Genomic DNA, 13,899 nt, shown 5'->3' with positions numbered 1-13,899 from the left:
TTAGTTCTGCCTTTTAACTCTTAAGTTTTGATTTTATTATAATCTCTACTGCCTCACTGAGGTCTGAGACTATATAATCAGGTTCAACAGTCCATTCGTCTCTCTTTGAGATAGTTTCTTTTCCTCTCCCGGTTCTAACCAAAATTGTTTTTGAACCAGCAGTAACTCCTGCCTCTATATCGCTTATGTAATCACCAACAATATAAGTTTTATTAAGGTCAATTCCGAGCTCTTTTGATGCTTTTAACAGGAGTCCTGGTTTTGGCTTTCTGCAGTCACAGTTCTCGCCGACATTATGAACGCAGTAATAAATAGCTTCTATATTTCCTCCACAATCCTTTACTTTTTTAACAAAATAACGGCTTACATTGCTGAGCTGTTTCTCTGTCATCAATCCTTTGGCAACTCCTGATTGATTAGACACAACTACTACTTTTACCTTATTTGTTTTGAGGAGTTTAAGCGAGTGAAGAACTCCTGGAAGGAATTTAAATTCTTTCCACTCCTTAACATAATCGCCGTTAAGGTTTTCATTTATAACGCCGTCTCTATCTATGAATACTGCTTCCATTTACAGATAATCTGTCTCTGATTCTTGAAAAGATTACATGGCATAAAACGAGATGAACATCTTCTATCTTTTGCATATTATCACTCGGAACTATGAGGCATATATCACAGAGGTCTTTCATCTTTCCTCCTGCATAGCCAGTAAGCCCTATTGTGAAAATATTTTTTCCCTTCGCAAGTTTCAGGGCATTAAGCACATTTTTTGAATTTCCGCTTCCGCTGAGTGCAAAAGCTATGTCGCCATTTTCAATAAAATTCTCCATCTGTTCTGAAAATATGAATTCATAATCAGTATCATTTGCCCACGCAGTCAGAAGAGGAATGTTATCTGCCAATGAATACACCCTGAATCTTTTTCTGTTTTGCATTGCGGTACTTTTTCCCAAATCGCAAGCAAAATGGGAGGCTGTAGCTGCACTTCCTCCGTTTCCAAACAGAAATATCTGTCTGTTGTTTCTGTAAGCATCTATAAGCTTGTTTATAATTTCATTAATTTTTTCAACAGGAAATGTGTTTAATATAGACCCTACGTCAATCAAATATTCTTTTATCTCTCTCATAAGAAATTCCTTATCACTTATGCCTTACAGTTCATAGCTGCAATTTACTTATTTATATTGAAAATAATTTTACTTCCGTCCCTTTCAAATCCAAACTTGAGTTCCTTCAAACCGGTTAAAGAGCTTTTTACTTTATCCTGTTTTTTATAGGGACAGTATAGGAGGAGAAAACCACCGCCTCCTGCGCCTGCAATTTTCCCTCCAAGCGCACCTGCATCAATGGCTTTCTCGTAGAGTTTGTCTATATGAGAATTTGTTATCTTGCTTGCCAAACTTTTCTTGTATTCCCATGTACTATGCAAAAGCCTCCCAAACTCATCAATTTCACCTTTCTGCAGGGCTTTTTTAAATTCAGGAACCATTGCCTTCATTTCATTCAAAGTGTTAAAAAAGGTGTTAATATTATTTTTCTGCTCTAATAAAACAGTACTTGAATCTCTTTTTTCCCCGGTATAAAACAAAAGCAGGTTCCTATTTAATTTCTCCTTAACTTCCTCTGGAATTTTTATCTCATCAACTTTCACCTTCCCGTCCTTTTTGAAATGGATTTCTCTTAAACTCCCATATGCCGCTATATACTGATCCTGTTTTCCGATTGGTTTTTTTAAAATATCTATCTCTATCTCGCAGGCTTCTTTTGCCAGCTCTTCTGATGTTTTCTGTATTCCCTGGAAAGCATACATCGCATTAAGAAGGCCTACTGTAACACTGCTTGATGAACCAAGACCAGAGCCTGTTGAAGGGATATCTGCCATCGTCGATATCTCAACTCCTCCGGAAATCTTAGCCCGTTTCAACCCCTCTCTTACAAGGTCATGTTTTATCGAATCTACTTCATCCACCAGCTCTGTTATTGAATAACCAATGCGAATATTCTTATCAAACCTTTTTTTTATAATAACATAAACATATTTATCAATAGCTGTGCTTATAACAACTCCACCATCAAAGTTCTTGTAATAATCCTTAAAATCTGTTCCCCCGCCTGCAAAGCTGATTCTTAAGGGGGTTTGAGAAATTATCATACCTCACAAACCTTTCCACTCTTTCTGAGCTTTTTCGTAATTCTCCATAGTACCTATATCAATCAGATACTCTGATATAAGATATCCGTACATTTTATTTACCAATTTTGGCAAAATGTCAACCCCAAAATCTATCAGCTTGTTATCATTAGGAAAGAATGAAAATATCTCTTGCCGGGCGAGATAAATTCCTGCATTTGCCAGATTGCTTTTGGGTTTCTTAGGTTTTTCCACAAAATCAATTATCCTTTTATTCCCGTCAAGTTCTGCAATCCCGCAGTTTTCTGGAGAGTTTGTCATAAAAAGTCCCATTGTAAGAAAGCCGTTGTGTGTTTTGTGAAAGGATTTTATTTTATCAAGGTTGACATTTGTAAGATTATCAGCATAAAAAATAAAAAATGACTCTTCGCCTTTAACAAAATCCTTATTCTTAAAAATCGTTCCTCCGCTTCCAAAAAGTTCTTCCTCATACACAGTTTTTAAACGGACAGCAGTCTGATTTTTCTCAAGGAATTCTTTGACCTTCTCAGGAAGATAATGGAGGTTAATAATAACTTCATTTACCCCATACTTCTCGCACAGCTTCAACCAGTAATATAAAAGAGGTTGATTATGAATCTTAACCAAACATTTTGGAATCTTATTCGTTATTGGTCTGAGGCGTGTTCCCAGTCCTGCAGCTAACAGAAATGCTTTCATCTACTACCTGGTACAAAAACAAAAGTGTTCTATCATTCGGCTTTTGTCTGAAAAGGAAACACAAGAAGTGTTGCAAATAGAATTTTTGCATCAAGGGTTATGCTCTGGTTTTCAATATATTCAACATCGTACATAACTCTTTCATCTACAGAATCTATATTGCCTCTGACTCCGTTTACCTGAGCCAATCCTGTTACTCCTGGTTTGGTTTCAAGCCTTCTCCTCTGCCAGCTTGTGTACTGGTCAACATACAATGCTGTTTCAGGTCTTGGACCAACCAGAGTCATATCTCCCTTAATTACATTAAAAAGCTGCGGCAGTTCATCAATGCTGTACTTTCTCAAATACTTTCCTATCATTGTCATTCTTGGGTCATTAGCCTGAGTTCTTGTAGGAGGTAGAGAGGCTGCATAGACCTGCATTGATCTGAATTTATACATTATAAAAGGTTTGCCACCCTTTCCTATGCGTTCCTGGCTGAATAATCCTGGTCCCTGGGAATCAATTTTTATTAAAACCCAGACAAGAACCATAAATGGCAGAAGAACTATAACCCCTGGAATTGCAAGAGCTAAATCTATTATTCTCTTGAAAAACTCCTGCCATTTTTTTAACGGTTTTTCTTTGAGTTTTATCAAAGGAATATTGCCAATATCTGTAAAATCCAGTTGTTTGGTCATAATTTCAAAAAGATTAGGAACAATTGTAAGCACAATTTTTTTATCCTCGCATAAGTAAAGCAGTTTCATTATATCTTCTTTATAACCTCTTGAATGGATATAGATGATATCATCAACCCTGTTCTTCTCAACAAAAGAAAAAGTTTCATCAAAGAGCTTGTTAATTTTTTCCGTGCTAACCTGTCCATTTTCATTAACAACTTCAGGTTTTATCACTTTAACAAGCCTGTAGCCAAGTTCAGGATGATTTTTGATTTTATTCTCCAGCATATCTCCTGATTTTCCACTTCCTACAAGAAGCACATTTTTGACTCCATATCCCATTCTCCTGAATTTATTGTGAATTTTTCTGATAGAGAACCTTCCAATAGAAATAAAAACAACCCCTAAAGCTCCAAAGTATATGATTGTCAATCTTGCATACTCTGACTCCTTTACCAATGCCATATATGTAAAAATAGTCAGCGTAGCTAAAACCCCGTTCCCAAGAATGGAAAAAAACTGATCAAACTTACATAACTGAGCCTTGTGCTTGTACAAGGTAGATCTTATAAAAAGCAGAATCCAAGCTACCAGCCCCACAGCAAAATTATCATAGTATTCGCTTAATGGCCTGTAAAAAAGCGGCTCTTGGACAGTATAGCGTATAAAGTGTGCCAGATAAAAAGCAATTACTAAAGAAATCACATCAGAGATTACTCTGTCTATGACAAAAATTCTCCTAAAAGCTGTATTGCTTATCACTGGATTCCTTTCTAAAAGTTTTCATCATAACCCTTAGCGAAAAGAATAAAAGCTTTAAATAATCCAAGGTAGCAGTTATTTTATTAAAGCGTAAAAATCTATGATTTCTGCAATGTGTTGTTTGCTATTTTTTTGATGGTTCTAACTGTTCTATCCTTACTTTTATTACATCTGCATCTTTATAACTTGGATTTAACCTCAAAAACTCTTTATAATAATAAATTGCTTTTTCATCTGATTTCAGTTTATTCTCATAAATCGAGCCAAGGTTAAGGTGTGAATCTGCATCATTAGGGTCAATTTTCAAGACCTCCTCATATTTTTTTAATGCATCCTCATATTTTTCTTTTTTGTAATAAATGGTACCCATTCTGAAAACTGCATCTTTAAGGTCTGGTTTCAACTTCAATGCTTCATTATACTTATTCATTGCTTCATCAAGTTTACCCTGAACATCATAAATCAGGGCTATTCTGAAAAAAGGCTCATAGTCATTCGGTTCAAGCCTTGATGCCTCGTGAAACTCTTTTAGAGCATCATCAAGCTTGTTTATGCTTGAATAGCTATAACCAAGAAAAAGATGAGATATATAGCTATTAGGGTTTTTTGCTATTGAATCAGTGTAATATTTAGCAGCATGTTCATAATCCTTTTTATCAAAATAAACATGTCCCATCATCAACAGCAATTCAGACAAACCAGGATAATTCGTTCCATTCTTTAAAGCTTCATTAAATTCTTTTATAGCCTCATCCCGTTTCCCCTCAGTAAAATACATATCACCTAACATATGATGTGCGCCGGGATCGGTTGGGGCTAATTTAAGTGTTTCATGAAATTCTCTGATAGCTTCGGCTCTCTTGTCTAAAATTTTATATGTGACTCCTAAACTGTAATGCCCTCTTGGATCATTGGGATTTACTTTCAGCCCCTTTTGATATTCTAACTGAGCAAGTTCAATCTGGCCAAGTTTTGCCAGATTATCTCCTCTGTCATAAAATTCCTTTGGATCTCTCAACTGAAATTGTTCACATCCTAAAATTAATAAAAACAAAATTCCAAAAAAATATATTCTTTTCATCAACCCTACTCCTGTAAAAAAATTATAACTTAATCTTCGTCTTTAATATATAAATTATTTCCCCTCTGTACCACCTCCCCAAATAAAATTTAAACTTGCTATAAATTATCTATTATCTGCCAAATTAAATCCAAATCATTAATTTGTACTATACTAATAAACTCACAACCTTACTGCCAAGTAAGATCTTCATCCTCGATAATCTGCTTTATCTGAAGATCAGTTATTTTTTTTAGAAAAATATCCCTGCAAGGCTTGCATAGAAGAAAATTAACTTCCTTATATACTTCATCCTCCAGTTCTTCAGGCTCTTTGTTTTCAATCTCTTCCATCAACTCATCAATCTCCATTTCTTCTTCAGATTCACCAAGCACACCATCAAAATCCGAAGCAATAACCATATTAATTTTGTATTTTAACTCTCCTTCTCCAAATTTCTTCCCGCATTTTAAGCACTTATTAATTTTTTCCATAAGTTTTAATAAATTTTAACTTACTTGTTTGCTTATGATTTCTGAAATAATATTTTAAGAGTTACTCTGTTTTGGATTAAAAAAACTCCACGATTTTTAAAGTTTTTATTATAATTTTTTCTAACCTTTTTTCAACAAAAATCATCTCTGGGTTTCTCCTGTCATCGGAACAAACCTTACAGGAGCAACTGTTCTTTTTTTAATCCCTTTATCAAGTTTCTCTACGAGAACCAGATCCTGAAACCATTTCCCCACAGGTATTACCATTTTACCTCCAACCCTGAGCTGTTCTATTAAAGCCTGTGGAATTTCTGCAGGAGCTGCTGTCACAATTATACAATCAAACGGCGCATATTCTTTCCATCCCTTGTATCCATCTCCAATTTTAACCTTTATATTTTTATATCCCATCTCATCCAGTCTCTTTTTTGCATACCTGCCCAAAGGCTCAATAATTTCTACTGTATAAACTTCCCTTGCAATCTCAGCTAAGACTGCAGCCTGATAACCGGAACCGGTACCAATCTCAAGAACTTTTTCATTCCCCTTAATTCCGATGTATTCAGTCATAAGTGCAACAATATACGGCTGTGAAATGGTTTGTCCATATCCTATTGGAACCGGCTCATCTTCATAAGCATATTCCCTGTTTTCCTCAGGAATGAACTTGTGGCGGGGAACCTTCCTCATTGCACCTATTACCCTTTTGTCTTTTACCCCTCTGGCAACTATCTGCTCCTCAACCATTCTGTCCCTTAAGCCTGCGTATAAAGTTTCACTGCTTTTAGCTTTTTCTTTATTCATTCCAGCTTCAGTAAATATTGTCATTAACAGAAAAATCAAAAAACAGCTCAATAAGCTTCTCATCTGTGAAACTACTCCATTAATGCTGAAATATGTGCGTTAACACTTTTTACCAAAGAGTTTAAGTCATATCCTCCTTCCAAAACAGAGATTATTCTTCCTCTGCTGCATTCATCTGCAATTTCCTTTACAATTCTTGTAATACCATTAAATCCCTTTTCTGACATATAAATCCCTGACAGGGGATCATTTGAATGAGCATCAAACCCTGCAGAAATCAAAACAAAGTCAGGCTCAAAGCGTAAAGCAGCAGACTTTAATGTTTCTTTGAATATTTTAATGTAATCTTCATCTCCATATCCTATGCTTACAGGAACATTTAGAGTATATCCTGTCCCTGAACCATTTCCTTTTTCCGATTCCCTGCCTGTTCCTGGATAATGGGGAAATTGATGGATGCTGAAGTAAAAAACTGAATCGTCGTCATAAAAAGCCTTTTGAGTGCCATTGCCGTGATGTACATCCCAGTCTATTATAAGAATATTTTTTATATCATGTTTCTTTTGAAGATATCTTGCTAAAATTGCAATATTATTGAAAATACAAAACCCCATCGCTTGGTTTTTTTCTGCATGGTGTCCAGGTGGCCTTACAGCACAAAAGACATTATTAACAAGATTTTCCATAACAGCATCTGCTGCCTTCAAACATCCTCCTGATGCAAGAAGTGCAACATCATAGGAATTTTTGCAAATCCCTGTATCCATTGAATCAAGGAAGATATCACCCTTTTCACATGATTCTCTTACATGTTCTATATAGTGTTGACTATGAATTTCTCCTATCCATTCAATTCCTGCTTTCACAGGCTCAATCCTGATAAGTTGCTTCATCAATCTGCTATTTTCAAGAAAACTTATAATTGACTTAAGCCTTTCCGGTCTTTCCGGATGACTAAGACCTGCAATATGGGTCAGATAATCGTCATGATAAACTAAACCGGTTTTAGTCATTGCAGTTATAAAGGCATATTTGGAATTTCAGCTTTGGTATTTGAAACTAAGTTAATGATTAGTTATCACAAGAATTCTTTGTAGGTTTTAATTTCAGCCTGAGCTTTAAGATTTTTTATTGACTCGGTAAAAACTCTGTTTTTTTCCTCTGCAAGAAGGCTTTTATAGAATTCATTTTTCTTTTTTTCAAAATCCTTTTCATCTATTTGAATTCTCTTAATAAGATTTATTAAGAAGTATCCATCTTTTGCTTTAAAATAAGTTGCAGGATTTTTTTCTGATAAAGAGAAAGCAAAGCCTTTAAAATTTTCCTGCTCTGATATCCCTGCAAGATTACTATCTCTGTTTATCTCGCCGCTTTCTTTGACTGTAATTTTCTTATCAACTATCTGTTTAAAAGCTAATTTATTGTTTAAACTCTTTGACCATTCTTTCGCCCTTTCAGCCAACATCTGAGAACTTTTCTCTGAACCCACATCTTTTCTCACTTTCTCTTTTACTTCCTCAAATGAAGAAAGAGAAGATGGAATTATTTTTTCAAGCTTTAACACTACCCATCCATTACCTGTTAAAAATGGTTTTGAAAACTCTCCTTCCCTGAGTTCTGCCAAAGTCCTGTTAACATCAGTATTCCTGCCCATCTCCTTTATAAAACTTCCTTCTTCAATCTCGTCACTTATAATCCTATTGCCTCTTATTTCCTCAAGGTTTTCTTTTTCTTTTTGTTTTACCCACTCATTATAAACCTCATTAGCCTTCTCTAATCCTAAACTCCTTTTTCTCTCATTAATAATTTTTGATCTTATCTCAGCCTTAACATACTCAAAAGGTCTTGGTGTTCCTGCTTCAAGTATATCTTCTACTTTTATTATATGGTATCCAAAGTTAGTCTTTACCAAATCACTGATTTCACCTTTTTTTAAAGAAAATGCTGCCTTTTCAAACTCCGGAACCATCCTTCCTTTTGAAAAATATCCAAGCTCGCCACCGCTTACAGTTGCCATTGGCTCATCAGAATTAAGCTGTGCAAGCGCTGTGAAATCCTTTCCGTTTCTTGCTTCTTTTAAAACCTTTTCAGCCTTTTTTCTTACTATTTCCTCCTCCTCTTTTGGCGCATCTGGTTTTAAGGAAAAGAGTATATGTCTTGCCCTGACTTCTTTGTTTTTTGCCCTGTAGAGATCAATATTTTTATTGTAATAATCCCTGACCTCATTCTCCCCAATTTTTAAATCCTTATCAAATCCATTTGTATCTATGATGGTGTACTTTACCTTTCTGATTTTTGGCTTGCGGTAATTTTCTTTATTCTTATCAAAATAACTCTTCGTATCAGATTCGTTGACATTAACATTGTCATTGTAAAAATCGTTTGGAGTAAATGCATATTCTACCATTATTTTTTCATATTTTTTGATATATTCATCCCTCACAGTAGAAGTGGAAACCTTTGCAGAATCTTCAATCAGCTTTTTCATCTTTTCAACAAGAATCTCCTGTTTCTGCTCTTCCATGAAATTCTTAGGATCAATTCTATTTTTCTCCAGAACGTTCACTATTCTGTCATTATCAATGTCACCTCTCTCATTCAAGAACACATCATACTTTTTGAGCCTGTCAACAAGCTCCTCATCAGTTGCAGTTATCTCCATCTTCTTTGCAAGCTGGGACAAAAGAGTTCTTTCTATCAATCTATCAAGAACTATCTTTTTCAAATCAACAGTTTTCAGATACTCATCTGCATTTTCTTTTAAAATATTTCTAAAGAACTCCTGTGTCTTGTAATATTCTTGTCTGTATAAAGAAAAAGATATTGCATCTCCGTTTACTACTGCCACTGATTCAGTCTCACTGGGATTCCTTGTGTTAACACCGTAAAAGGCTATGAAAGAAAAAATCACGAGCCATAAAAATATTGATAAAGACTTTATGTTCTTTCTCATCACATCAAGCATACTTAATCCCTCTATTTTGATTTATTAGTCTGACTCTGCCCAAAAGGTAAAGAACAATGGGTTCAATAGTCAAAACAGCTTAAAGCGCAAAGCGTAAAAACATAGAATCCTCAAACCCTTTTTAATTAACCTTCAATTTTATTCCCAACTCATCAAGCTGTTTTTTATCAACTTCTGAAGGTGCATCAGTCATAAGACAGGTTGCCTTCTGTGTCTTTGGAAAAGCAATAACCTCACGGATTGATGATGCACCTGTAAGTATCATTACAATTCTGTCCAGACCAAAAGCAATGCCTCCGTGAGGAGGAGTTCCATATTCTAGGGCCTCAAGGAGGAACCCAAATTTCACCTGAGCTTCTTCATCTGAAATTCCAAGAGTCCTGAACATTTTGTTCTGAACATCCCTCTTGTGGATTCTGATACTCCCGCCTCCAACTTCTGAACCATTAAGAACAAGGTCATATGCCTTTGCAAGAATTTTGGAAGGCTCAGTATCAAAAAAGTTTATATCCTCATCTTTTGGTGAAGTAAAGGGATGGTGCATTGCCACAAACCTTTTATCCTCCTCGCTGTATTCAAGCAAAGGGAAATCTGTAACCCAGAGAAAATTGAATTTATCCTTATCTATAATATTTATTTTCTCTCCGAGTTTCAACCTCAGATTTGCAAGAGAATCATAAACAACTTTTTCCTTATCAGCAACAATCATCAAAAGGTCACCAACCTCAGCCCCCATTGTCTTTTTTATTTTCTGAATCTGTTCATCTTTTAAATACTTTGTTATTGGGGACTGTAGCTCAGTCTCTGTAACCTTAAAAGTTGCAAGCCCTTTTGCATTGTATATCTTGACAAACTCCGTAAATTCATCAATTTCCTTTCTTGTAAAATTGGCACATCCCTTTGCATTTATTCCGCAAATTTTTCCTCCTGATTTAATAGCATCAGAAAAGACCTTAAACTCAGAGTTTCCAAGTATCTCTCCCAAATCACAAAGTTCCAGTCCGAATCTTGTATCAGGCTTATCATTTCCAAACCTTGACATTGCCTCTTTGTATGAAAGCCTTGGGAAAGGAATTTTAAGCTCTATGCCTTTTATCTTTTTCCAAAGTTCTAAGAACAATCCTTCTATTGTAGAATAAATATCTTCTCTGTCAACAAATGACATTTCTATATCAATCTGAGTAAATTCAGGCTGCCTGTCTGCCCGTAAATCCTCATCCCTGAAGCATCTTACAATCTGGAAATATTTTTCATAGCCAGCAACCATGAGTATCTGCTTAAAAAGCTGTGGAGACTGCGGAAGGGCATAAAACCTTCCGGGATTGACCCTGCTTGGGACAAGATAATCTCTTGCGCCTTCAGGAGTACTTTTTGTAAGAAACGGGGTCTCTACCTCTAAAAAACCTTCATTGCTTAAATAATCTCTGACAGTTTTTGTTACATTATGTCGCAGTATTATCTTTGACTGTATGGATGGTCTTCTCAGGTCAAGGTATCTGTATTTCAGCCTTACATCCTCCGCAACATTCACGTCATCCTCAATCATAAACGGAGGTGTTTTTGCTTCATTTAGTATATCAAGCTCCTTTGCTAGAACTTCAATCTCACCAGTAGGCAGATTAGGATTTTTAGTTCCTTCAGGCCTTGGAGAAACAATCCCTCTGACAGCCATGACATATTCGCTTCTCAAATCCTTTGCTTTTGAATGAGCTTCAGAACCTATAGTAGGATTGAATACTATCTGAGTAATGCCTTCTCTGTCTCTTAAATCAATGAATATTAACCCGCCATGGTCCCTTCTTCTCTGCACCCATCCGGCAAGTGACACCTCATGATTTATATTTTCTTTTCTCAAAGCTCCGCATGAATGTGTTCTTTTCAATTTGTTATGCTCCTATAATTATAAAAATCAAATTCCACTTGTCCCAACTTTTTAAAGGGTGGTTGACGGGATTTAAACTATAGAGTTTTTGAACCCTCAACCTTTTTGCTAACTTATTAAATTAATTAACTAATTTAGAAATAGGCAAATAATTATAATTTGACAATCAGGATTGTCAACAGAAATGAAAGAGTGAAGAAAATTCTGTTGCTTTTCGGTTTTATTTTTGTTAAAGAATAAAATTAATACTATGTTTAAAAAAATCTTAATTTCTAATCGTGGCGAAATTGCCATAAGGATAATCCGCGCCTGTCAGGATTTAAACATCCCTACAGTTGCAGTTTATTCTAAACCCGACAGAAATTCCCTTCACGTAGGTCTCGCTGATGAAGCCTACTGTATTGGTGAAGCTGCTTCAATCAAAAGCTATCTTAACATAGATAAAATCATCTCTGTTGCAAAAGAAAGCGGAGCAGATGCAATCCATCCCGGCTATGGTTTTCTTTCAGAAAATTCAAGGTTTGCTCAAGAGTGTGAAAAAGAAAAAATAACCTTTATTGGTCCTTCATCTGACGTTATTGAAAAAATGGGAAACAAAACAACAGCCAGAAAAATAATGGCTGAAGCTGGCATCCCTATCCTTCCAGGAACAACTGAAAGCATTGAGAATGATGATGAGGTTTTTAAAATAGCCAAGGAGATAGGATTTCCAATAATGATTAAGGCTGCTGCCGGTGGCGGCGGAAAAGGGATGAGAATTGTTCATACAGAAAACGAGTTGAAATCAAGCGTGCGTGCTGCACGTTCAGAAGCAGGTGCCGCTTTTGGGAATTCCTCTGTCTATGTTGAAAAATATCTTGAAAACCCGAGACATATTGAAATTCAGGTATTGGCAGATAAGCATGGAAACAGTGTCCATCTCTTTGAGAGAGAATGCTCAATCCAGAGAAGACATCAGAAGATAATCGAAGAAACACCTTCTACTGTTGTGGATGATAAGCTCAGAGAGAGGATGGGAATTGCTGCACTAAAGGCAGTCAAAGCAGTTAACTATACCAATGCAGGCACGGTTGAATTCCTTGTAGATAAAAAGAATAATTTTTACTTTCTTGAAATGAACACCCGTCTTCAGGTGGAACATGCCATAACTGAAATAGTAACAGGAATAGATATTGTTAGAGAACAGATAAGAATTGCTTCAGGAGAAAAGCTGAAACTTACACAGGATAAGATTAAAAGAAATGGCTGTGCAATGGAATGCAGAATTTACGCAGAAGACCCTGAAAAAAATTTTCTTCCGTCCCCCGGCATAATAAGAACTCTGCGTAGTCCCGGAGGTTACGGAATCAGATATGATTCAAGTGCTTATGAAGGATGCAATATCTCAGTCCACTATGACCCTTTGATTTCAAAACTTGTTGTATGGGGAAAAGACAGAGAAGAAGCGCGAATGAGAATGTTAAGGGCTTTAAATGAGTATTCAATAACAGGAATTAAAACAACAATACCTTTCTTGAAAAAGGTAATATCAAATAAACATTTTATAGAAGGTGATATTGATACGAATTTTATAGCAAAAAGAATTGAACCCTCTTCTTTCCCTTCAGACGAGGCTCTCAAAATAGCCATTCTCACTGCTGTTATTGAATCATTCAAAAAGGCTGAAAAGGAATCGCTTTTCCATGACCAGAGTCACCAGCCCAAAAACCACTGGAAAGTTGCTGGCAAATGGCAGATGTGGGGAAGCAGGCTCTAAAAAAAACATAAAAATGATTTTTGACATTTTAGTAGGGAATAAAGAATATTCTGTTGAAATTGAAAGAAAAGAGAAGTCTTTTCTTATAAAGATTGACGGTGAAGAATTTGATGTTGATGCTACTCTTTTTAAAAAGGAACTCTACTCCCTTATTGTGTCAAACAAATCATATCTTTCCAATATTAAAAGCGAGGAAAATAAATACATAGTTGATATAAGTGGTGAAAGCTTTGAAATTGAAGTGTTTGATGAAGCAACAAGGCGGATGGCTCAGAAAAAAAAGGAACCCGAAAGCGGAAAACAGGTTATCAAGGCTCCTATGCCAGGAAAAATCGTTAAGATACTGGTAAAAGAAGGAGAAGAAGTTGAGTCCGGGGCAGGAATGATCGTAGTTGAGGCAATGAAGATGGAAAACGAGCTTAAGTCGTCAAGTAAAGGTGTAGTAAAAGAGATAGCAGTTGAAGAAGGGGTTGTTGTAAATGCAGGAGACACACTGATTGTGGTTGAGTAGGGGGAAAATTCTAAATTCGAAATCCTAAACAGCTTTAACAGGCTGTTGAAAAAAGTCTTTGTCATTGCGAGGAGCTATTTAGCGACGAAGCAATCTCATTACAATACTGACAGCTATCAGCTAATAGCTAAAAACCGAGATTGCTTCGC

13 protein-coding genes are annotated in these 13,899 nt (G+C 35.9%); 2 read left to right on the top strand and 11 right to left on the bottom strand.

Annotation, left to right across the window (positions count from 1 at the left end; all coding sequences use genetic code 11):
* Positions 1 to 13: 13 nt before the first annotated feature.
* From A3H37_01150 to A3H37_01100, 11 genes are all read right to left on the bottom strand, one after another.
* Complete coding sequence (locus tag A3H37_01150) at positions 14 to 571, bottom strand: hypothetical protein (protein OGL49631.1); 558 nt, start codon at positions 569 to 571, stop codon at positions 14 to 16.
* Complete coding sequence (locus A3H37_01145) at positions 549 to 1,130, bottom strand: hypothetical protein (protein OGL49630.1); 582 nt, start codon at positions 1,128 to 1,130, stop codon at positions 549 to 551. Before A3H37_01145 ends, A3H37_01150 begins: the two co-directional genes overlap by 23 nt.
* A gap of 44 nt (positions 1,131 to 1,174) precedes the next feature.
* The gene (locus A3H37_01140) at positions 1,175 to 2,155 is read right to left on the bottom strand and encodes a GHMP kinase (protein ID OGL49629.1); all 981 of its coding nucleotides are present in this window, start codon (positions 2,153 to 2,155) and stop codon (positions 1,175 to 1,177) included.
* 3 nt (positions 2,156 to 2,158) lie between these two features.
* Positions 2,159 to 2,854, bottom strand: a complete 696-nt coding sequence (locus A3H37_01135) for a nucleotidyl transferase (GenBank protein OGL49628.1) — start codon at positions 2,852 to 2,854, stop codon at positions 2,159 to 2,161.
* 32 nt (positions 2,855 to 2,886) lie between these two features.
* Complete coding sequence (locus A3H37_01130; protein ID OGL49627.1) at positions 2,887 to 4,278, bottom strand: hypothetical protein; 1,392 nt, start codon at positions 4,276 to 4,278, stop codon at positions 2,887 to 2,889.
* Between the two features lie 124 nt (positions 4,279 to 4,402).
* Positions 4,403 to 5,359 (bottom strand): hypothetical protein, encoded by a 957-nt coding sequence (locus A3H37_01125; protein ID OGL49626.1) that lies wholly within the window; start codon positions 5,357 to 5,359, stop codon positions 4,403 to 4,405.
* Positions 5,360 to 5,529: 170 nt separating this feature from the next.
* Positions 5,530 to 5,832 carry a hypothetical protein gene (locus tag A3H37_01120; protein OGL49625.1) on the bottom strand — a complete coding sequence of 101 codons (303 nt, stop codon included), beginning with the start codon at positions 5,830 to 5,832 and terminating at the stop codon, positions 5,530 to 5,532.
* 141 nt (positions 5,833 to 5,973) lie between these two features.
* The gene (locus A3H37_01115; protein OGL49746.1) at positions 5,974 to 6,636 is read right to left on the bottom strand and encodes a protein-L-isoaspartate O-methyltransferase; all 663 of its coding nucleotides are present in this window, start codon (positions 6,634 to 6,636) and stop codon (positions 5,974 to 5,976) included.
* A gap of 71 nt (positions 6,637 to 6,707) precedes the next feature.
* Positions 6,708 to 7,649: a hypothetical protein gene (locus A3H37_01110; protein OGL49624.1), complete on the bottom strand. Its 942-nt coding sequence runs from the start codon at positions 7,647 to 7,649 to the stop codon at positions 6,708 to 6,710.
* Positions 7,650 to 7,714: 65 nt separating this feature from the next.
* Positions 7,715 to 9,601: a hypothetical protein gene (locus A3H37_01105; protein OGL49623.1), complete on the bottom strand. Its 1,887-nt coding sequence runs from the start codon at positions 9,599 to 9,601 to the stop codon at positions 7,715 to 7,717.
* A gap of 121 nt (positions 9,602 to 9,722) precedes the next feature.
* Positions 9,723 to 11,483, bottom strand: coding sequence for an aspartate--tRNA ligase (locus tag A3H37_01100; protein OGL49622.1), 1,761 nt, complete (start codon positions 11,481 to 11,483; stop codon positions 9,723 to 9,725).
* A gap of 250 nt (positions 11,484 to 11,733) precedes the next feature.
* Here A3H37_01100 and A3H37_01095 point away from each other — a divergent pair, with 250 nt between their 5' ends.
* Both A3H37_01095 and A3H37_01090 read left to right on the top strand, forming a co-directional pair.
* Positions 11,734 to 13,239, top strand: a complete 1,506-nt coding sequence (locus A3H37_01095) for an acetyl-CoA carboxylase biotin carboxylase subunit (protein ID OGL49621.1) — start codon at positions 11,734 to 11,736, stop codon at positions 13,237 to 13,239.
* Positions 13,240 to 13,252: 13 nt separating this feature from the next.
* The gene (locus A3H37_01090; GenBank protein OGL49620.1) at positions 13,253 to 13,750 is read left to right on the top strand and encodes a hypothetical protein; all 498 of its coding nucleotides are present in this window, start codon (positions 13,253 to 13,255) and stop codon (positions 13,748 to 13,750) included.
* Positions 13,751 to 13,899: the final 149 nt, after the last annotated feature.

The organism is Candidatus Schekmanbacteria bacterium RIFCSPLOWO2_02_FULL_38_14 (assembly GCA_001790855.1).
Taxonomy (GTDB): domain Bacteria; phylum Schekmanbacteria; class GWA2-38-11; order GWA2-38-11; family GWA2-38-11; genus 2-02-FULL-38-14-A.
The sequence above is the reverse complement of the archived record's forward strand: the minus strand, read 5'-3'. Positions and strand labels throughout refer to the sequence as shown.

Bases quoted from the DNA above. Each gene is read 5' to 3' on its own strand.
- A3H37_01150 (OGL49631.1), bottom strand. From the start codon at position 571: ATGGAAGCAGTATTCATAGATAGAGACGGCGTTATAAATGAAAACCTT.
- A3H37_01145 (OGL49630.1), bottom strand. From the start codon at position 1,130: ATGAGAGAGATAAAAGAATATTTGATTGACGTAGGGTCTATATTAAAC.
- A3H37_01140 (OGL49629.1), bottom strand. From the start codon at position 2,155: ATGATAATTTCTCAAACCCCCTTAAGAATCAGCTTTGCAGGCGGGGGA.
- A3H37_01135 (OGL49628.1), bottom strand. From the start codon at position 2,854: ATGAAAGCATTTCTGTTAGCTGCAGGACTGGGAACACGCCTCAGACCA.
- A3H37_01125 (OGL49626.1), bottom strand. From the start codon at position 5,359: ATGAAAAGAATATATTTTTTTGGAATTTTGTTTTTATTAATTTTAGGA.
- A3H37_01120 (OGL49625.1), bottom strand. From the start codon at position 5,832: ATGGAAAAAATTAATAAGTGCTTAAAATGCGGGAAGAAATTTGGAGAA.
- A3H37_01115 (OGL49746.1), bottom strand. From the start codon at position 6,636: ATGAATAAAGAAAAAGCTAAAAGCAGTGAAACTTTATACGCAGGCTTA.
- A3H37_01110 (OGL49624.1), bottom strand. From the start codon at position 7,649: ATGACTAAAACCGGTTTAGTTTATCATGACGATTATCTGACCCATATT.
- A3H37_01105 (OGL49623.1), bottom strand. From the start codon at position 9,601: ATGCTTGATGTGATGAGAAAGAACATAAAGTCTTTATCAATATTTTTA.
- A3H37_01095 (OGL49621.1), top strand. From the start codon at position 11,734: ATGTTTAAAAAAATCTTAATTTCTAATCGTGGCGAAATTGCCATAAGG.
- A3H37_01090 (OGL49620.1), top strand. From the start codon at position 13,253: ATGATTTTTGACATTTTAGTAGGGAATAAAGAATATTCTGTTGAAATT.